At 45.4% G+C, this 18,968-nt stretch carries 16 protein-coding genes; 9 read left to right on the forward strand and 7 right to left on the reverse strand.

Features of this window, described 5'->3' with window-relative positions; all coding sequences use genetic code 11:
- Positions 1-12: 12 nt before the first annotated feature.
- The 5 genes from fadA to L5M17_RS17280 all read left to right on the forward strand — a co-directional run bounded on the left by fadA (position 13) and on the right by L5M17_RS17280 (position 6,931).
- The gene (gene fadA / locus L5M17_RS17260; RefSeq protein WP_006083808.1) at positions 13-1,176 is read left to right on the forward strand and encodes an acetyl-CoA C-acyltransferase FadA; all 1,164 of its coding nucleotides are present in this window, start codon (positions 13-15) and stop codon (positions 1,174-1,176) included.
- A 239-nt stretch (positions 1,177-1,415) separates the two neighbouring features.
- Positions 1,416-2,582, forward strand: a complete 1,167-nt coding sequence (locus L5M17_RS17265) for a diguanylate cyclase domain-containing protein (RefSeq protein WP_168827593.1) — start codon at positions 1,416-1,418, stop codon at positions 2,580-2,582.
- A gap of 175 nt (positions 2,583-2,757) precedes the next feature.
- The gene (gene tusA, locus L5M17_RS17270; RefSeq protein WP_105250817.1) at positions 2,758-3,003 is read left to right on the forward strand and encodes a sulfurtransferase TusA; all 246 of its coding nucleotides are present in this window, start codon (positions 2,758-2,760) and stop codon (positions 3,001-3,003) included.
- 48 nt (positions 3,004-3,051) lie between these two features.
- Positions 3,052-3,498 (forward strand): MOSC domain-containing protein, encoded by a 447-nt coding sequence (locus L5M17_RS17275; RefSeq protein ID WP_113941403.1) that lies wholly within the window; start codon positions 3,052-3,054, stop codon positions 3,496-3,498.
- 244 nt (positions 3,499-3,742) lie between these two features.
- Positions 3,743-6,931 carry an amidohydrolase family protein gene (locus L5M17_RS17280; protein ID WP_263148665.1) on the forward strand — a complete coding sequence of 1,063 codons (3,189 nt, stop codon included), beginning with the start codon at positions 3,743-3,745 and terminating at the stop codon, positions 6,929-6,931.
- A 171-nt stretch (positions 6,932-7,102) separates the two neighbouring features.
- Here the strand turns inward: L5M17_RS17280 and L5M17_RS17285 are convergent, their stop codons facing one another.
- Complete coding sequence (locus L5M17_RS17285; RefSeq protein WP_263148666.1) at positions 7,103-7,693, reverse strand: DNA-3-methyladenine glycosylase I; 591 nt, start codon at positions 7,691-7,693, stop codon at positions 7,103-7,105.
- A gap of 117 nt (positions 7,694-7,810) precedes the next feature.
- Here L5M17_RS17285 and glyQ point away from each other — a divergent pair, with 117 nt between their 5' ends.
- Positions 7,811-8,716, forward strand: coding sequence for a glycine--tRNA ligase subunit alpha (gene glyQ, locus L5M17_RS17290; RefSeq protein ID WP_006084781.1), 906 nt, complete (start codon positions 7,811-7,813; stop codon positions 8,714-8,716).
- 10 nt (positions 8,717-8,726) lie between these two features.
- On the forward strand, positions 8,727-10,796 hold the full coding sequence (gene glyS / locus L5M17_RS17295) for a glycine--tRNA ligase subunit beta (RefSeq protein ID WP_263148667.1): 2,070 nt from the start codon (positions 8,727-8,729) through the stop codon (positions 10,794-10,796).
- A 101-nt stretch (positions 10,797-10,897) separates the two neighbouring features.
- On the opposite strand, the gene L5M17_RS17300 is transcribed toward glyS, so the two are convergent.
- Entirely contained in the window at positions 10,898-11,938 is a 1,041-nt protein-coding gene (locus L5M17_RS17300) for an HDOD domain-containing protein (RefSeq protein ID WP_263148668.1), read from the reverse strand.
- A 333-nt stretch (positions 11,939-12,271) separates the two neighbouring features.
- Here L5M17_RS17300 and L5M17_RS17305 point away from each other — a divergent pair, with 333 nt between their 5' ends.
- Positions 12,272-13,192 carry a biotin-dependent carboxyltransferase family protein gene (locus L5M17_RS17305; protein WP_263148669.1) on the forward strand — a complete coding sequence of 307 codons (921 nt, stop codon included), beginning with the start codon at positions 12,272-12,274 and terminating at the stop codon, positions 13,190-13,192.
- Positions 13,193-13,282: 90 nt separating this feature from the next.
- On the opposite strand, the gene L5M17_RS17310 is transcribed toward L5M17_RS17305, so the two are convergent.
- From L5M17_RS17310 to L5M17_RS17325, 4 genes are read right to left on the reverse strand one after another with little or no spacing between them, the layout of a single operon-like run.
- Positions 13,283-13,618, reverse strand: a complete 336-nt coding sequence (locus L5M17_RS17310; protein ID WP_263148670.1) for a c-type cytochrome — start codon at positions 13,616-13,618, stop codon at positions 13,283-13,285.
- Positions 13,615-13,998, reverse strand: coding sequence for a cytochrome C (locus L5M17_RS17315; RefSeq protein WP_263148671.1), 384 nt, complete (start codon positions 13,996-13,998; stop codon positions 13,615-13,617). The genes L5M17_RS17310 and L5M17_RS17315 overlap by 4 nt, the downstream gene beginning before the upstream one ends.
- Positions 13,998-15,224: a sulfite oxidase gene (locus L5M17_RS17320; RefSeq protein ID WP_263148672.1), complete on the reverse strand. Its 1,227-nt coding sequence runs from the start codon at positions 15,222-15,224 to the stop codon at positions 13,998-14,000. The genes L5M17_RS17315 and L5M17_RS17320 overlap by 1 nt, the downstream gene beginning before the upstream one ends.
- Before the next feature lies 1 nt (position 15,225).
- Positions 15,226-15,528, reverse strand: a complete 303-nt coding sequence (locus L5M17_RS17325; protein WP_006083821.1) for a c-type cytochrome — start codon at positions 15,526-15,528, stop codon at positions 15,226-15,228.
- 240 nt (positions 15,529-15,768) lie between these two features.
- Between L5M17_RS17325 and L5M17_RS17330 the strand changes: the two genes are divergently transcribed.
- Complete coding sequence (locus tag L5M17_RS17330; RefSeq protein ID WP_173248487.1) at positions 15,769-16,431, forward strand: glutathione S-transferase family protein; 663 nt, start codon at positions 15,769-15,771, stop codon at positions 16,429-16,431.
- A 110-nt stretch (positions 16,432-16,541) separates the two neighbouring features.
- Here the strand turns inward: L5M17_RS17330 and gyrB are convergent, their stop codons facing one another.
- On the reverse strand, positions 16,542-18,959 hold the full coding sequence (gene gyrB / locus L5M17_RS17335; RefSeq protein ID WP_113941413.1) for a DNA topoisomerase (ATP-hydrolyzing) subunit B: 2,418 nt from the start codon (positions 18,957-18,959) through the stop codon (positions 16,542-16,544).
- Positions 18,960-18,968: the final 9 nt, after the last annotated feature.

Here is an 18,968-nt window from a genome sequence, read left to right on the forward strand (position 1 = left end):
AGGAATTTAATCATGAAACAAGCTGTTATCGTAGACTGCATCCGTACTCCGATGGGCCGCTCAAAGGCTGGCGTATTTCGTAATGTACGTGCAGAAACTCTGTCTGCCGAATTGATGAAAGGTCTGTTGCTGCGTAATCCGCAACTCGACCCAAACCTGATTGAAGACGTGATTTGGGGTTGTGTGCAACAAACCCTAGAGCAAGGCTTCAACATTGCCCGTAATGCTTCACTATTAGCCGGCATTCCAAAGACCGCTGGCGCTGTGACGGTTAACCGCCTATGTGGTTCGTCAATGGATGCTATCCATCAAGCAGCGCGTGCGATTATGACTGGCATGGGCGACACCTTTATTATTGGTGGCGTAGAGCACATGGGCCATGTACCTATGAGCCATGGTGTCGACTTCCACCCAGGTCTTGCTAATAACGTGGCAAAAGCCTCTGGCATGATGGGGTTAACTGCTGAAATGCTAGGTAAACTGCACGGTATTACCCGTGAGCAACAAGATGCTTTTGCGGTACGTTCTCATCAACGCGCTTATGCAGCCACAGTTGAAGGCCGTTTTGCCAAGGAAATCTATGGCATTGAAGGTCACGATGCTAACGGTGCCTTAATTAAAGTCCTGCAAGACGAAGTGATCCGCCCAGAAACCACAATGGAATCTCTAGCAGCACTGCGTCCGGTATTTGATCCAGTCAACGGTACAGTCACTGCGGGTACTTCTTCTGCACTGTCTGATGGCGCTTCAGCCATGCTGATCATGGAAGAATCTAAAGCGCGCGCACTTGGCTTACCAATTCGTGCACGTATTCGCTCTATGGCGGTTGCGGGTTGTGACGCGGCTATCATGGGTTACGGCCCTGTTCCTGCCACGCAAAAAGCGCTGGCTCGTGCCGGTATCACAGTTGCCGATTTAGATGTGATTGAACTGAACGAAGCGTTTGCAGCTCAGTCTTTACCTTGTGTGAAAGATTTAGGTTTAGCGGATGTGGTTGACGACAAAATCAACCTCAACGGCGGCGCGATTGCACTAGGTCACCCACTGGGTTGTTCAGGTGCGCGTATCTCTACGACGCTGATCAACTTGATGGAAGACAAAGACGCGACCTTAGGTTTAGCGACCATGTGTATTGGTTTAGGCCAAGGTATCGCAACCGTGTTCGAACGCGTTTAATTCGTTACTCAAATAATCAAAGCCGGAACTTGTTCCGGCTTTTTTATGCCAAATATTCTGCCATCGTAAATATTAATATTTCTCATTTCTTCTGCTGTTCATTTGAAAATCAGTCCGTTATCGACTTAACTACAAGGGCATTACTGGCTATTGTGGACGACAAGTGGCAGCAATCATCAGCCAAATCTAGGCATTGTAGTGCAAGGATGCAATTAGTTGTTTTACCAGAGGAATGCCAGATGCTACAAACGGAACAAACCCTTTTCGAACAAATGCGGATCACTGAGCTGGAGATCGAGTCTCGTAAGGCGCTCTTCTCTTTTACTGGGGCAGACGTAAAGGCACTGCAATCCTTTAAGCCCATCATTGAAGAAAACATAGATAAAATCGTCGATGACTTTTACGGCTTACAAACCAGTGTGTCAGAAATTGCGCTCTTGATTGGAGACTCAGACACCCTTGCCCGCCTACGTACCGCACAGAGAAGATATGTGCTTGATTTATTTAATGGTGTTTATGATCTTGAGTACGTAAACAATCGCCTGCGGATTGGTTTAGTCCATAAGCGTATAGGTGTTGAGCCCAAACTTTATCTGTCTGCGGTACACACACTCAAGGAGTTGATCTATGCAGTGATCAACGGCTCAGTACAAGATGTACGTCAAGCCGAACGTATTCGAGCCGCAATTGATAAACTCGTGCTGTTTGATGTCACACTAGTATTCGATACTTATATTCGCAGCTTAGTCTCCGAGATTGAGAACGCTAAAGATAAGGCTGAGAAATATGCCCAAAGCATGGAAAGCAAAGTCAAAGAGCGGACCCAGCAGTTAGAAGAACTCTCGCAAACCGATCCCTTAACAGGTTTGCTCAACGTAAGGCACTTACAAGAAACCGCAACTCGCATACTCAGAGCTGCCCAAAGACGCGCCGAGCCAGTGTGTGTCATCTACTTAGATGTAGATGATTTTAAATTATTTAATGACACTCAAGGCCATAGATCAGGTGATGAAGTACTTTGTGCTGTCGCAAAAGCGATTAAAGAAACCACTCGTGCTGAAGATCAATGTTTTCGATATGGTGGAGATGAGTTCTGTATCATCATGCCTAACTGTCGTGAGGAACAAGCTCGCGAGAATTTCATCACTCGGTTTAATCAAAAAATAAAACTCAGTCTAAACAATATTTCCTTAAGCTTTGGCATTACAGATACTGGCCCCTATGAATATGAAGAAGCCAATAGCTTAATTCATAAAGCCGATCAAAAAATGTATAGCTACAAACGGGCGTCCAAATTGCAGCAACAAACTATGGCGGCAGCAAATGATTTAGCACCAGAGAATAGTACAGCTGTCATCCATCCAATCTCTCAATCTCAAAGCGCTGCTGATAAAGCCGTTGAGTAATGTTAATTACTATCAGCCATAAGTTTGTTCCACGTGGAACATTTTATCTCTAGCTTTGGTAACGACAAAAAGCACACCAATCAAACCACATCACAAATTGAGACCACCAACTTGGTTTATCATGGGGGCTGGAGTAACATTAGCTAATTCTGCTTAACTGTTCAGTAGAGGTAATATGAACGATGCTTTCTCAACCGCACAGCATAGGCTCGATGCACTAGGCTTACGTTGCCCAGAACCTGTAATGATGGTGCGTAAAACGGTAAGACAAATGGCTGCAGGCGAGACACTGCTGATCATTGCCGATGACCCTGCAACGACACGCGATATTCCAAGCTTCTGTGAGTTTATGGATCACACCCTTATCGCCAGCGAAACGGCTCAGACGCCATACCAATATTTGATCAAAAAAGGACTTTAAGTCGTATCGTTTTAGCGACTTAATCATTAAAAAAGGATGTGAGGAACTATGCCAAAACTGCTGGCAATTGCCTATAAAACTGTAAAGCGCGGCCCAATGAATGAGGTTCTCTGTGCCAATGTCACCCAGTTAAATGGTGTAGAGAAAGATGTATTTGGTCGTCCTGGCAAACGCCAAGTCACTGTGCTTTCCAAACTACAATGGCAACAAGCCTGTCGTGCTATCGAGGCAGAATTGCCTTGGACGACTCGCAGAGCAAATCTGCTCGTTGATGGTCTGGTATTTAGCAGTGCAGATGTTGGTAAACATTTACAAATTGGTGAGTTACTACTTGAAATTACAGGTGAGACCGATCCCTGTAAAAAAATGGAAATTGCACATGTCGGTTTAGAAGCCGCACTCACCCCAGATTGGCGAGGAGGTGTTACATGCAGGGTATTAAATGATGCCATGATCCACCTAGGTGATGAGATAGCAATTTTCTTTCCTCGCTAATCCAATCAGCCTATCTCAGCTAGTTCTCCATACTCCTCTATAAATAGAACCAAATAACTTGGTTCTATTTCTGTTTTCCCAACCCTAATATAAATATCAGCTTTCTAGCTCGAACATCAATTGAAACAGTATTTACGTTTTCCTTCCTATCTATTTATGCGATAACTACACCAAGTATTAACAAAACTTTATCTTGTGATTAATACCGATCATGTAGCCCATAAGAACGATAACAGGAAGTGACATGTTTAACTCTAAACTTACCCCGCTTTATATTGCCCTCACTCTTGGGATGAATACCCTCGCAGTTAACGCCACAGAAACGAAAGAATCGACTTGGAATGTTAACGCTCCAGCGAATGCTCCCTTAGTGCAAGTCAAAGTTGATGTTAATGAAGGCACTTGGATGAACTTGAGTGTCAGCCCAGATGGTAAATATATCGTCTTCGACTTACTCGGTGACATCTACCAAATTCCAGTAACAGGCGGTGAAGCTAAGCCATTAGCCCAAGGCATAGCTTGGCAGATGCAGCCCGTCTATAGCCCCGATGGCAAGCACATTGCTTTTACGTCCGATGGCGATGGTGGTGATAACATTTGGATTATGGATGCCGATGGTAAAAACCCAAGAACAGTCACCCAAGAAACCTTCAGGCTACTAAACAGTCCAGCTTGGAGCCCAGACTCCCAGTATCTGGTTGCCCGTAAGCACTTTACTGCCAGCCGCAGCTTAGGCGCGGGTGAAGTGTGGCTATATCACGTAGCGGGTGGTGAAGGCGTCAAATTGACCGAACGCCCGAATGATGAGAAAGATTTAGGTGAACCCGCGTATTCTCCCGATGGTCGCTATATCTACTTTAGTCAGGATGACACGCCGGGTAAAACATTCCATTACTCAAAGGATTCGGTCAATGGTATCTACAAAATAAAACGCTACGATACTCAGACTGGTGAGATTGAAGTATTAATCGAAGGCACGGGTGGTGCAATTCGGCCAACGCCGAGCCCAGACGGCACTAAGCTCGCCTATATTAAGCGCGATGATTTCCAGTCATCACTCTACCTACTCGACCTTAAGTCGGGAGAAACAACTAAACTGTTTGGCGAACTTGACCGTGATATGCAGGAAACTTGGGCCATTCATGGCGTCTATCCAACAATGGCATGGACACAAGATAATAAGGATATTTTCTTCTGGGCTAAGGGAAAAATTAATCGTCTGAATGTTGCCAATAAAACACTCACAGATATCCCCTTTAGTGTAAAAACTGAGTTAGCCGTACAGCCCTCGGTGCGCTTTAAGCAAGATATCGATAAAGACGTTTTCGATGTAAAAATGCTACGTATGGCGCAGGTCTCACCGGATGGTAGCAAAGTCGCCTTCGAAGCACTGGGGAAAATTTGGTTAAAATCCTTACCCGATGGCAGAATGTCACGCTTGACTGAGCTAGACAAAAATATTGCAGAACTTTATCCCCAATGGTCGCGCGATGGTAAAAATATTGTTTTCACCACTTGGAATGACCAAGACCAAGGCACAGTGCAAGTAATTAGCGCTAAAGGTGGCAAACCTAAGCAGCTAACATCTGAGCCAGGAAAGTATGTCGAACCCACCTTTTCACCCAATGGTGAACTCGTAGTGTATCGTAAAACTCAAGGCGGTAACCTCACACCAAGAACTTGGTCGCAGGAACCTGGGCTATATAAAGTCGATATAAAAGGTAAACAAAATAGCAAGATCAGTGCCGATGGCTATCAAGCTCAATTCGGTGCCAATGCCGATCGCGTCTTTTTTATGAATAGCAGCGAAGATGAAACGCCGCAATTATCATCGATCAATTTAGACGGCTTCGATAAACGGGTTCATTACAGCAGCAAACATGCAACTGAATTTAGGGTTTCACCCGATGGTGAGCAACTCGCCTTTGCTGAACGCTTTAAAGTTTGGGTAACACCTTTTGCTAAACACGGCGAGACAGTTGAGATTGGCCCCAATGCCAACAATCTACCTGTAAGCCAATTGAGTACCCGTGCGGGCGAAAGTATCAGTTGGAACAGTAAAAGCGACCAACTATATTGGACTCTTGGCCCCGAGTTGTACCAAGCCAAGGTTGACACTCAATATCGCGACAAAGATGAAAAGGCACAACCCAGCATTATCGATTTAGGCTTTACCGAAAAGGCCGATGTTCCACGTGGAACAATCGCCTTCGTCGGCGGTAAAGTGATTACGATGGAAAATGACCAGGTGATTGATAATGGTGTGGTCATAGTCAAAGACAATCATATTGTCGCCGTAGGTGATGCCAATGTTGCGATTCCTAAGGATGCGCAGATCATCGACATCAAAGGCAAATCCATTATGCCAGGACTATTCGATGCCCACGCCCATGGACCGCAAGCAGATGATGAAATTGTGCCACAACAGAACTGGGCGCTGTATTCCGGTTTATCCTTGGGTGTCACCACGATTCACGATCCCTCGAATGACACCACAGAAATCTTTGCCGCATCTGAGCAACAAAAAGCAGGCAATATTGTTGGCCCACGAATATTCTCCACCGGCACCATACTCTATGGCGCAAATGCGCCTGGCTACACATCGCACATAGACTCACTGGATGATGCCAAATTCCATCTTGAACGCCTGAAAAAAGTCGGAGCCTTTAGCGTAAAAAGCTATAACCAACCGCGCCGCAATCAGAGACAGCAAGTCATAGCCGCAGCACGTGAACTTGAAATGATGGTTGTCCCTGAAGGTGGTAGCTTGCTGCAACATAATTTAAGCATGGTCGCCGATGGACATACTACGATTGAGCACTCACTCCCCGTTGGTTCAATCTATAACGATATCAAACAGTTTTGGAGCCAAACTCAAGTTGGTTACACGCCAACCTTAGTGGTTGCCTATGGTGGTATTTCTGGTGAAAACTACTGGTATGATAAAACCGATGTGTGGGCACATCCACGCCTATCCATGTATGTGCCAGCCGATATTTTACAAGCAAGATCAATGCGACGCCCCCATGCACCACAGAGCCACTACAATCATTTCAATGTTGCTAAGGTTGCTAACGAGCTCAATAAGTTAGGGGTTCACCCAAATATTGGCGCCCACGGTCAACGTGAAGGTTTAGCGGCACATTGGGAAATGTGGATGTTTGCCCAAGGCGGCATGAGCAATATGGAAGTGTTGAAAACGGCCACAATTAATCCAGCGACGACCTTTAGCATGGAGCAGCAACTCGGTTCTATCAAAAAAGGTAAGCTCGCAGACTTGATCGTTATTGATGGTGATCCATTAGCCGACATTCGCGTCACCGACAAAGTCACTCATACTATGGTCAATGGTAAGTTATTTGATGCAGAGACTATGAAGGAACTTAATGGGGATAAAGAACAGCGTAAGCCGTTTTTCTTTGAGAAACTCTAAGGGCAACTTTCAAGTCTAAGGAGAATAGCTTTCCTGTTGAGACCGTTTAAGTTTAACAAGATGAGTTCCAGCGAAGCTCAAAAAGCATGTTCCACGTGGAACATGCTTTTTTGTATTTGGATACTCTACAAGAGTTTTCTTTAATATCAGTCAGCCCAACGATTAATGATTCTAGTGGCTATGCTCAGCACAAGAATCGACACAGGCCTGATAGGAAATACACTCGACAAGGTGATCGTTCACCATACCCACCGCCTGCATAAAGGCATAACAAATGGTTGGGCCGACAAAATTGAATCCGAGTTTCTTCAACGCTTTTGACATGGCTTCAGATTCTGGTGTTTGTGCAGGAACCTGCGACATTGCCGTAATCTGATTAGCTATGGGTTTACCGCCCACAAAGCTCCATAAAAATGCAGAGAAATCCTTCCCATCGGCAATATAGGCTAAATAACCTTTGGCATTCTTGATGATAGAGTTCACCTTCAAGCGATTGCGCACTATACCGGGATTCAACATGAGCTCCTCTACTTTCGCCTCATCGAAAGTCGCAATAATCTCAGGTTCAAAATTAGCAAAGGCCTGTTCATAGTTTTGTTGCTTCTTCAGGATAGTTATCCAAGATAATCCGGCCTGTTGACCATCTAAACACAACTTAGCAAACAGCTCCTTTGGATCATAAACAGGTCGCCCCCACACTTTGTCGTGATACTCACGATACAAGGGATCATCACTTACCCAGCCACAGCGGATCTCTTCCATGGTATATAACCTTATTGTTTTAATTAAGAAGGTAAAAAATAACCTACATAAGCAGATATCTACAAGGTATAATCGAACCCATTTTCTATTCAGGCTAACGGCAGTAGACAAGTAGACATGACGACAAAACACGACGTAAAAACATTTCAGGGTTTCATTCTCACCCTGCAGGAATATTGGGCACAGCAAGGCTGTGCAATTGTTCAACCTCTAGATATGGAAGTCGGCGCGGGTACATTCCACCCACAAACTTTCCTACGTTCTTTAGGGCCTGAACCTATGAGCAGTGCCTATGTGCAGCCATCGCGCCGCCCTACGGATGGTCGTTACGGTGAAAACCCTAACCGCCTGCAGCACTACTACCAGTTCCAAGTCGTGTTAAAACCTTCGCCTGACAATATTCAGGAGCTGTATTTAGGCTCACTGCAAGCACTGGGTATTGATACTCAAATCCACGATATCCGCTTTGTGGAAGATAACTGGGAATCACCAACACTAGGTGCTTGGGGCTTAGGCTGGGAAGTTTGGCTTAATGGTATGGAAGTGACTCAGTTTACTTACTTCCAACAGGTCGGCGGCATCGAATGCAGCCCTGTCACAGGTGAAATCACCTATGGCCTAGAGCGTCTGGCCATGTATATCCAAGGCGTTGATAGCGTTTATGATCTCGTATGGACCGATGGTCCACTAGGCCTAATCACCTATGGCGATGTGTTCCATCAAAACGAAGTCGAGCAATCGACCTATAACTTCGAGCACGCCGATGTGGACTTTATGTTCACCCTGTTCGATCAGTGCGAAAAAATGTGTCAGCATTTATTGTCGCTAGAAAAACCCTTACCTCTGCCCGCCTACGAGCAAGTGATGAAAGCCTCACACGCCTTCAACCTGCTCGATGCCCGCCATGCCATTTCAGTTACAGAGCGCCAACGCTACATCTTACGTGTTCGTACTATGGCGAAAGCGGTCGCTGAATCTTATTATCAGGCACGCGAAGCGCTTGGCTTCCCAATGTGTAAGTAGAGGTAAAAACATGAATTTTGAAAACTTACTCATAGAGTTAGGCACGGAAGAATTACCACCTAAGTCACTGCGTAAACTGGCTGAATCCTTTTTAGCTAACTTTACTGAAGAACTCACCAAAGCCGATTTAGCGTTCAGCTCAGCCGTTTGGTACGCAGCGCCACGTCGTCTGGCAATTAACGTCACTGAACTTGCCCTTGCACAAGCTGACAAAGTCGTTGAAAAACGCGGCCCAGCAGTGAGTTCAGCATTCGATACTGAAGGCAAACCGACTAAAGCCGCCGAAGGTTGGGCACGTGGTAATGGTATTACTGTTGAACAAGCCGAACGTTTAGTTACAGATAAAGGCGAATGGTTAGTCCATAACGCCAAAGTTGAAGGCGTCGAAACCAAAAGTTTGATCGCTGCCATGGCTCAACGTGCACTCGATAAATTGCCCATTCCTAAGCCAATGCGTTGGGGCAATAATAAAACCCAATTTATTCGCCCTGTTCACACCGCGACTATGTTGCTAGGCAGTGAGTTAATTGAAGGTGAATTGCTGGGTATCAAATCGGCACGCACTGTTCGCGGTCACCGCTTTATGGGACTCAAGCAGTTTGAATTAGCACACGCTGATCACTACCTTGCCGACCTAAAAGAAAAAGGCAAAGTCATCGCCGATTACGAAAGCCGTAAAGCATTAATCAAAGCCGATGCCGAAAAAGCCGCCGCTAAGATTGGTGGCACAGCGGATATCGAAGATAGCCTGCTTGAAGAGGTCACCTCTTTGGTTGAATGGCCTGTGGTATTGACCGCTAGCTTCGAAGAAAAATTCTTAAGTGTACCGTCTGAAGCTTTGGTCTATACCATGAAAGGCGACCAAAAATACTTCCCAGTCTTTGATAATGCAGGCAAGTTACTGCCAAACTTTATCTTTGTGGCCAATATCGAATCTAAAGATCCCGCGCAAATTATCTCAGGTAACGAGAAAGTCGTTCGTCCACGTCTTGCCGACGCCGAGTTCTTTTTTAATACCGATAAAAAACACACGCTGGAATCACGTTTACCTAGCCTAGAAACCGTCCTGTTCCAACAACAGCTCGGCACCTTAAAAGACAAAGTGAATCGTATTTCTGCCCTAGCCGCCTTTATTGCCGGACAAACTGGCGCGAATGCGGTTGATGCAGCCCGTGCAGGTTTGTTATCTAAAACCGATTTGATGACCAATATGGTGATGGAGTTTACCGACACTCAAGGCACTATGGGCATGCACTACGCCCGCCTCGATGGTGAAACCGAAGCCGTTGCGGTTGCAATGGAAGAGCAATACAAGCCTAAGTTCTCTGGCGATACAGTGCCTAGTGCTGGCGTATCTTGCGCAGTCGCATTAGCAGATAAGCTCGATACTTTAGTCGGTATCTTTGGTATTGGCCAAGCACCAAAAGGCGCAGCCGATCCCTTTGCCCTACGCCGTGCCGCCATTGGTGTGCTGCGTATTATCGTAGAGAACAAACTGCCACTGGACTTAGTAACGCTGATTGCTAAAGCTCAGGAGCTCCACGGTACTAACTTAAGCAACGCCAATGCAAGCGACGAAGTGTTAGAGTTCTTAATGGCTCGCTTCCGCGCTTGGTATCAAGATAAAGGCATTGGTGTTGATGTGATCTTAGCCGTGCTAGCACGTCGCCCAACACGCCCAGCTGATTTTGATAGTCGTATCAATGCGGTATCACACTTTAGAAGCCTAGAAGCTTCTGGCGCACTTGCAGCAGCGAACAAACGGGTATCCAACATTCTGGCTAAGATTGAAGGCGCTTTACCAACAACCATCAATGCAAGTTTGTTGACCGAAGCCGCAGAGCAAGCATTGGCGGCCAAGTTGAACGAGCTGCAACCACAGTTGGCACCTTTGTTTGCCAATGCAGATTACCAACAGGCCTTAACTTTGTTAGCTGCCCTACGTGAAAGCGTGGATCAGTTCTTCGAAGATGTAATGGTTATGGCGGATGATGAAGCTTTGAAAAACAATCGTTTAGCATTGTTGAATAATCTACGCGAGCAGTTCCTGCACGTAGCAGATATATCACTACTGCAATAACGATACTAAGGTTTATAAAATTATCGCTTTATAAAAAACGCGCTTCATAGCGCGTTTTTTATTGTCCTGATTTCTTATACCAAACGTATTAAATTGCCCAATCAAAACTGCGTCAGTTTTTGATGTAAGCCATCAAATTGAGTTTGATCTAAGTTAACTTGCTGCAGTAAATTCGCCAGTATCTCAGGGGACAATTGCCCTGCTTGATGCAGCATAGAAATCTCGCTAATCACATTCGCCCGCCACACCACAGCGGCGAGCCCCGCTTGCGGGCGCGAGTTTACACTGGCGAGCTTGTCTAATTCTGTTTCAAAGGTATTGGGTAACTGCCAATACTTAGCAAGCAATGAACTCAAGGTTAACGATTTCGTCGTCATCACTTGTCTAAATAATCCAGAATTAGGCTGTTCTCCCGGCTCTGCCTGTACAAATGCATCGAGAAGCATTTTAAAAATGGCCAACTTGCCGACATCGTGTAATAAGCCCAATAAAAAAGCCGTATCTTGATCTTCATCGCTTAACTCACTGGCAAGAAAAGCAACCTGCATCGAATGGCGCCAAATTTCAGCCCCAAAACGACGGAAATAGATTGGTTTAATATCCAACATTTCACGCACTAAACAAGTAGTGACAAATTTTCTCAACTGTTCGCGGCCAAGCTGTACCAAAGCCTGCTGTAAACTGGTGATATCCCTATCGCTACGTTTAAACGCAGGGGAATTACACAGCTTAAGCACCTCCACACTCAATAAAGGATCTCGCTCAATAAGCGCTAATAGATCCTTAATATCAAACTGAGGATCGGCCAGCTTACGATCTAATTCCAATACCTTTGACGGCAGCTTTAACACTTTCTCGGCGATCACTTGTGGCGATGCCAAGGCCTGCTCTATCTCCGCCATGACTCTACGTTCAAGATTATTCGCTACACCGCCAGTGTCCTTAACCCGTGTCGGAAATAACAAACTATAAAAGAGTGCAGATAAATCGACAGATACCACGCTAATGTCTTCGAGAGGTTTAGCAGGCTTTCGCGCAGGTTCAAGCGACTTACCTAAGTCCGTCGTTGAAAAACTTTTGGGTCTCTCAACGGTCGCCGTATCGCGAATATTAAAGAGTTTATTAAAAAGTGATTTAATCAAGAAGCATCAACCTGTCATTATAAATAATTGTTAAAAAGTCAGTTAAATATTGCCCATCATAAATCCATTTTGATCAGCTCAAGCCGTGTATTAAGACATTGTAGACAGGCTAATACTTAGCTTAAGTGTAACATATTCAATTCATTTCGGACTTCTTCTATCCCACCATTACTGCTTTTACAAAGACAATCTTGGTTACAAGTTGAAACCTCAAAAAACTTACATTTCAGCATCATTTAACTGACAATACGCCTACCATTCCTAAAGGGATACATATTTTGTCTCCCTTTAATTGATTAACAATCTACTCGCGAGCTAACAACGGAAAATTTGATGATCGAGGTAATAAAAGCGGGTGCACTAACCACAGTTCAAGATATCGGACGCATGGGATATCGACATTTAGGCGTAACCCAAGCTGGTGCCTTAGATAGACCTGCACTGTGTTTAGCAAACCGCCTACTCTCAAATCCAGACAATACACCCGTACTGGAATTGACCTTCGGACAATCGATTTTTTTGTTTAAACGCGATGCTTGGATTGCCTTAACGGGTGCCGATTTCGATGCCCGCATAGACAATAAACCCATAGTTTGCGGCTGGCGCTACTCCATTAAGGCAGGACAAAAACTCAGTCTTAGAGGGGGAAATAAAGGCATGCGTGCCTATGTTGCGGTTGACGGCGGCGTTAAAGTGCCGTTAGTGATGGATTCTGCTGCAACTGATTTAACCTCAGGTATCGGTGGATTTCATGGCCGCGCATTAGAAGCTGGCGATAACCTGACCTTAGGTTCCGCTCATCCACTAAGAAGGCAAGTTGGCGCAATTCAAAAAAGTTGGAATGGGCATATTCGCGCACTCGCAACAAAGCACACCCAAGCCTTCTCGTTGAAATCTCAGCAAATATTCTGGCAAACACAGTGGCAACTTTCGGCAGAAAGCAATCGTGCAAGTGCAATACTCAACGGGGAAATATTGACCTTAGCAAAACCATTCCCTGTTCAATCCCATACAGTCAAGCCAGGAGTCATTCAAGTGTCAGCTTCAGGGCAACCTTTAGTGTTACTTGCCGATGCTAAGACCACCAGCAATCACCCTCAAATAGCCGTGATTATTGAAGCCGATTTGTGGAAACTCGCGCAAACTCGCCCAGGGCAGACAGTTAAATTCGAATTGGTTGACGATGAACAAGCGGCAACGGCGCAAGCGGAATGGCATGACTACTTCTACCGACTACAACGCAGTCTAGGTTAACAGGCCGCTTAATCATCGCGGCCAAGAAACATCATCCCGCATTCCTAGCAAGCCACATTCGACTTCATTCAAATAGTCCCCACAATAATGCTAATTCGCACTTAGGTTCGGTGTAACTTGCTGGCTATAAAACAGCGCCACATCTTGTAATTGCTCAGAACTTAACGCGCTGACTTGTGATTGCATCAAAGGATCGAGTCGTAAACCGGTTTTAAAATCGACGAGCTGTTTATTAAGATAAGCTAATTTTTGTCCCTTTAAGTTTGGGAATTGCTTGGCCATAGCGATCACTGCATTGCCATGGCATGACTCACACTGTGCTGTAGCCAATACCTGACCTCGCTCTATATCTGCTTGATAAACCTCTCCATTAACCTCTGTGGATAAGCCACATAGCGCAATCAAACCTATGATAATCGCTTTCATTTTGGTTCCTTAGGGAAAGGGTTAACTAGCACAGGCTGCAGGTTCGGTTCTAAAGGTAGACGTCTGAAGATCGTCATATCCATTTCAGCCTGCCCATAATGAGTGCTTAGATAACTCAAGGTCGGCTCCCAAGTATCCGACAAGTCCCATAAACCCTGAGTGTCTATCATCCACTGCAAAGTCTCTTTCCAAAAGGCTTTATCGCCGTGGTTTTGCACGACTATCATACTGGTATGGCAGGCATTACATTGATAGTTCACTAACTCCCAGCCAGGAGCCATGATCAAACCCGATTTAGGGTCCACTGGATACTCAGCGGCTAGCGAAATACTGGATGCCACTAGCCCAAGCAATATCAGTTTATTGATATGCGACTTCATCACACCACCCTAACGGCAATACGGTGGCAGCCGTTAAACATATATCCCTTAGGATTCCATTGCGGTTGTACGACAGGCTGACTATCACCTTCACTATCGGTCGCTTTGGCCCAGATTTCATAATAGCCCTGCGACGGTAATTGCAATTCAATCTTCCATTGCTGCCATGCTGTTATGTTTTTAGGTTTTTCTAATTCAGCGGCAAACCAACGGGTGCCATAATCGTAACTGACTTCCACCTTAACCACTTCCCGCAATCCCGACCAAGCATGGCCTGCGATAGTCATCTTTTGACCCACAGCTAATTCGGTTCCAGATTGAGGTTGAGTGATCAATGACTTCACTATCATTTCTTCAATGATTTTATAGTCTTTATCATCAACAGACTCACCTGGCGCTATCGGATATTTAGGGAGTTGATACGCTGGTGCTTCCATTTTATGTCCATCATGAACTTTATTACGCACACTGATCCCCGTCGCCGCTTTTTGCGAAACGGATCCTGGCCGTCCACCAAACACAATACGTAAGGGATATCCATGTAGATAAGGAATGTCCTCACCATTCATCGACCATGCAATAAGCCCAAGCTCTTCGAGCGCCGCCTTTATTGGTACGCCGCGTGAAATCGCCTCACCTTTGCCGCTCAAATGCCGATCAACACCGTGATGGCCTGTGTAAACGGCATCAGCTTTAATACCGCAATCCTTAAGCACATCACTCACTAAGACACCTGTCCACTCGGAGCAAAATACGCCGGCATTATTCCACTGATTACCCTTAGTACTAGGAAAAAAGCCAGAGCGACTATTACCGCCACATTCAATCAGCAACTGCAATGTGTAATGCTTAAAGCGACGCTTAAGTTCATCAATTGTGTAGGTTTTTGGGGTGATTACAGACTCACCATCCACTTGAAAAGTCCAAGTTTTAGCATCTAACGCCTTAAAGTCAAGCACTATGCCATTCCAACGGATAAACGAGGCATCTGCAGGCGTCACGGCAGGAGCGAGCTTATGCTCCGGCGGAAACGCATTCAGTGGATGAGTGTTTAACACTTTGAAATAACTCGGTAAGTCATCTGCCTTAGTCCAAGTTAATGCTGATATATCCAGAGGAGTGACGGCTGCGGGAAGCTGTTCGGCAAATACCCACTTAACGGGTAAAGCTGATAACACAGACGTCGCTACCGCACCTTTAATAAAAACCCGACGATTAAGATCCATGTTATTTATCCTTTCCGAGGTAAAAGTAATCCGCCATCAGCTGCATATCAGCCTCAGTCAAGAGTTGGGCGACTTTAGTCATAGTGGGATCTTGGCGATTCCCCGCCTTAAAGGCTCGCAGTTGCTTCAATAGGTATTCTGAGTTTTGCCATCCGATATTAGGAATATGCTCAAAACGACTCACACCGGACTCGCCATGACAGGCCTTACACATATTCAATAACTTATTTGCCTCATCGGCGTTTGCCACCGCCGATAGCATAAAAATCAGTGCACTTACGGGGTAAATCACTCGCTGCCACATCCATTTATCTCGCCAATTAGCCTTTATCTCGACAGAATCCATCGAACAAAGTAATTAAGATATGGTTAAATTATCTCAATGCTATGGGTCGTTTAAATTCAATAAAAGTGACTCGTAAGCTCAAGAGAAATGACGCGTATTAGCGGATGTAGAAAGGGTAAAATATTCATTAGTCATAGGTGAAATGAGTCCATATAGTAGCTTTGCAGAAACACTCGGCATTTCACTCAAGGACAAACAATGGATCTTTATATTGGCAATAAGAACTACTCTAGCTGGTCACTGCGAGCTTGGTTAATGGCCGCAAAATCTGGCGTGCAGTTCAACGAAGTATTACTGCAACTCGATACCGACAGCTTCTATCAGCAACTCAAAGCCATTTCGCCGACTTTAAAAGTACCGACATTAGTCGATGGTGACATTAGGGTATGGGATTCACTATCAATTTGTGAATACCTCAACGACACCTATCTTGCAGGTAGCGCATGGCCGCAAGATCCTAAACAAAAAGCCAAGGCTAGATCGATTGCCAGTGAAATGCATTCAGGCTTTAATGCCATGCGTAACGCTCTACCAATGAACATACGCGCGAGGCGCTATGTTGAGCTCACTGATGCGGTCCGCAAAGACATTGAGCGCATCGATGCGATTTGGTCAGCACAGATGGCCGAGTTTGCTCCATCAAATTCCGAAGGTACTTGGTTATTTGGCCAATGGTCGATTGCCGACATGATGTTTGCCCCTGTGGTTATGCGTTTTCTTACCTACGATATTGAAGTCTCGCAGGCAAGCCGTGCCTATATGCAGCATGTGATCAGCTGTCCGGAAATGCAGGCGTGGATTAATGCGGCTAAAGCAGAGACTGAAATTGTTGCAGCGGATGAAGCGGGTATTGATCGATAAAGAGATAAATCATAGAGATAAAAAAGGGAAAGCCTTGGCTTTCCCTTAATCATTCACGTACTAACGCGAGTCTTAACGCGCATTACACGTCTAATATTATACATCTAGCATTAAACGTCTAAGTTAGCCACGTTCAATGCGTTCGCTTCGATGAACTCACGACGAGGTTCAACTTGATCACCCATCAAACAAGTGAACAACTGATCGGCACCCACGGCATCATCAATCGTGACTTGCAACATACGGCGTGATTCAGGATCCATTGTAGTTTCCCACAATTGCTCAGGGTTCATCTCACCCAATCCTTTATAACGTTGAATGTATAAGCCGCGTTTGGCTTCAGAAATCGTCCAATCTAGCGCTTCGAGGAAGCTGCCGACTTCTTTAACACGATCGCCGCGTTGTACATAGCCGCCTTCTTCAATCATGCCATCTAACGCCGCACCTAACTTACCGATACGTTGATAATCGCTTGATTGGAAGAAGTCATAAGTAAACAGATAGTTAGTATCGATACCGTGTTTACGAATGGTGATCTTAGGCAGATACACTTTACGCTCAGGATCGAGAATAGGCTCAGCAGAATACAGTACACCGCTGTTTTCCATTTCCACCAGCTCATGGATAAAGGCATCGATCCACTCTTTCATCTTGCCTTCATCGGCCAACATCTCGTTGGTGATCATTGGGTGGTAAAGCATACGGTTAGTAATGTGCGTTGGATAGCGCTGCTCTAAACGAGCCACAATGGCTTCCACTTCACGATACTGAGTCACTAAACGCTCTAACGGCTCACCTGACATACCAATCGCACCTTGCGTTGGATACACAACAGTGCCATCCAATGCTTGAGTCGTGAGATATTGAGTCAATGCTGGCTCGTCTTTCAAATACTGTTCTTGCTTGCCCTTTTTCACTTTAAATAGTGGTGGCTGAGCAATATACACATAACCACGTTCAATCAATTCAGGCATTTGACGGAAGAAGAAGGTCAACAGCAAGGTACGAATGTGCGAGCCGTCGACGTCAGCATCCGTCATGATGATGATGTTGTGATAACGAGTTTTATCTGGGTTATATTCGTCGCGACCAATACCACAGCCGAGCGCCGTGATCAGTGTGGCCACTTCTTGAGAAGACAACATCTTATCGAAGCGTGCTTTCTCAACGTTTAGAATTTTACCTTTCAGTGGCAGAATAGCTTGGTTCTTACGGTTACGTCCCTGCTTAGCGCTACCGCCAGCAGAGTCACCTTCCACTATGTAAATTTCTGAAAGACCGGGATCTTTTTCTTGGCAATCGGCCAGCTTACCTGGCAAACCACCTAAATCGAGTGCGCCTTTACGACGGGTCATTTCACGGGCTTTACGCGCCGCTTCACGGGCACGGGCCGCATCGACAATCTTACCAACAATCAACTTAGCATCGGCTGGGTTTTCCAGCAGATAATCGTTCAGCTTCTCACCCATGGTTTGTTCAACCGCGGTTTTCACTTCACTAGAAACCAGTTTATCTTTGGTTTGCGAGCTGAACTTAGGATCAGGCACTTTAACAGAGATAACGGCAGTCAAACCTTCACGGGCATCGTCGCCAGTCGCGCTAGTTTTGCCTTTCTTGTTATAGCCTTCGTTTTCCATGTAGCTGTTGAGGTTACGTGTCAACGCACTACGGAAACCGACTAAGTGAGTACCACCATCACGCTGTGGGATGTTGTTGGTAAAACAGAAAATATTTTCCTGATAACCGTCATTCCACTGCATAGCCACTTCAACGGTAATGCCATCTTCACGCTCTTGCATAAAGTGGAATACATCTTTGTTGACTGGCGTTTTATTACGGTTCAGGTAATCGACGAATGCGCTAATACCACCTTCGTATTTAAAGAATTCATTTTTATTGTCACGTTCATCAACCAGACGGATACCCACGCCTGAGTTAAGGAAAGACAGTTCACGCACACGCTTTGCCAGAATTTCAAAGTGAAACTCAACATCGCTGAAGGTATCTTCACTTGGCCAAAAACGGATTTCAGTACCGGTTTTGGTTGCATCACCAATCTCTTTGATCGGCGCATCAGGCACACCGTGAGTATAAAACTGCTCGTATACTTTGCCAGCACGACGAATGGTCATTTGCAGCTTTTTAGATAAAGCGTTTACAACCGATACACCCACGCCATGGAGACCGCCAGACACTTTATAGGAGTTATCGTCGAACTTACCGCCGGCATGCAATACCGTCATAATAACTTCTGCCGCCGATACGCCTTCTTCCTCATGGATAGAGACCGGGATACCACGGCCGTCATCCTTAACAGAAACCGAACCATCTACATGGATAGTAATCGTAATATCGCTACAGTGGCCGGCTAAGGCTTCATCGATAGAGTTATCGACTACTTCGAACACCATATGATGTAGACCCGTACCGTCGTCGGTGTCACCAATATACATCCCAGGTCTCTTACGTACTGCATCAAGGCCCTTAAGGACCTTAATACTCGAAGAATCGTAACTATTCTCTGACATATTATTCTC

The organism is Shewanella sp. SW24 (assembly GCF_025653395.1).
Taxonomy (GTDB): domain Bacteria; phylum Pseudomonadota; class Gammaproteobacteria; order Enterobacterales; family Shewanellaceae; genus Shewanella; species Shewanella oncorhynchi.

Bases quoted from the DNA above. Each gene is read 5' to 3' on its own strand.
- L5M17_RS17310 (WP_263148670.1), bottom strand. From the start codon at position 13,618: ATGAAAGCGATTATCATAGGTTTGATTGCGCTATGTGGCTTATCCACA.
- gyrB (WP_113941413.1), bottom strand. From the start codon at position 18,959: ATGTCAGAGAATAGTTACGATTCTTCGAGTATTAAGGTCCTTAAGGGC.
- glyS (WP_263148667.1), top strand. From the start codon at position 8,727: ATGAATTTTGAAAACTTACTCATAGAGTTAGGCACGGAAGAATTACCA.
- glyQ (WP_006084781.1), top strand. From the start codon at position 7,811: ATGACGACAAAACACGACGTAAAAACATTTCAGGGTTTCATTCTCACC.
- L5M17_RS17330 (WP_173248487.1), top strand. From the start codon at position 15,769: ATGGATCTTTATATTGGCAATAAGAACTACTCTAGCTGGTCACTGCGA.
- L5M17_RS17315 (WP_263148671.1), bottom strand. From the start codon at position 13,998: ATGAAGTCGCATATCAATAAACTGATATTGCTTGGGCTAGTGGCATCC.
- L5M17_RS17275 (WP_113941403.1), top strand. From the start codon at position 3,052: ATGCCAAAACTGCTGGCAATTGCCTATAAAACTGTAAAGCGCGGCCCA.
- L5M17_RS17285 (WP_263148666.1), bottom strand. From the start codon at position 7,693: ATGGAAGAGATCCGCTGTGGCTGGGTAAGTGATGATCCCTTGTATCGT.
- fadA (WP_006083808.1), top strand. From the start codon at position 13: ATGAAACAAGCTGTTATCGTAGACTGCATCCGTACTCCGATGGGCCGC.
- L5M17_RS17325 (WP_006083821.1), bottom strand. From the start codon at position 15,528: ATGTGGCAGCGAGTGATTTACCCCGTAAGTGCACTGATTTTTATGCTA.
- tusA (WP_105250817.1), top strand. From the start codon at position 2,758: ATGAACGATGCTTTCTCAACCGCACAGCATAGGCTCGATGCACTAGGC.
- L5M17_RS17280 (WP_263148665.1), top strand. From the start codon at position 3,743: ATGTTTAACTCTAAACTTACCCCGCTTTATATTGCCCTCACTCTTGGG.
- L5M17_RS17265 (WP_168827593.1), top strand. From the start codon at position 1,416: ATGCTACAAACGGAACAAACCCTTTTCGAACAAATGCGGATCACTGAG.
- L5M17_RS17305 (WP_263148669.1), top strand. From the start codon at position 12,272: ATGATCGAGGTAATAAAAGCGGGTGCACTAACCACAGTTCAAGATATC.
- L5M17_RS17320 (WP_263148672.1), bottom strand. From the start codon at position 15,224: ATGGATCTTAATCGTCGGGTTTTTATTAAAGGTGCGGTAGCGACGTCT.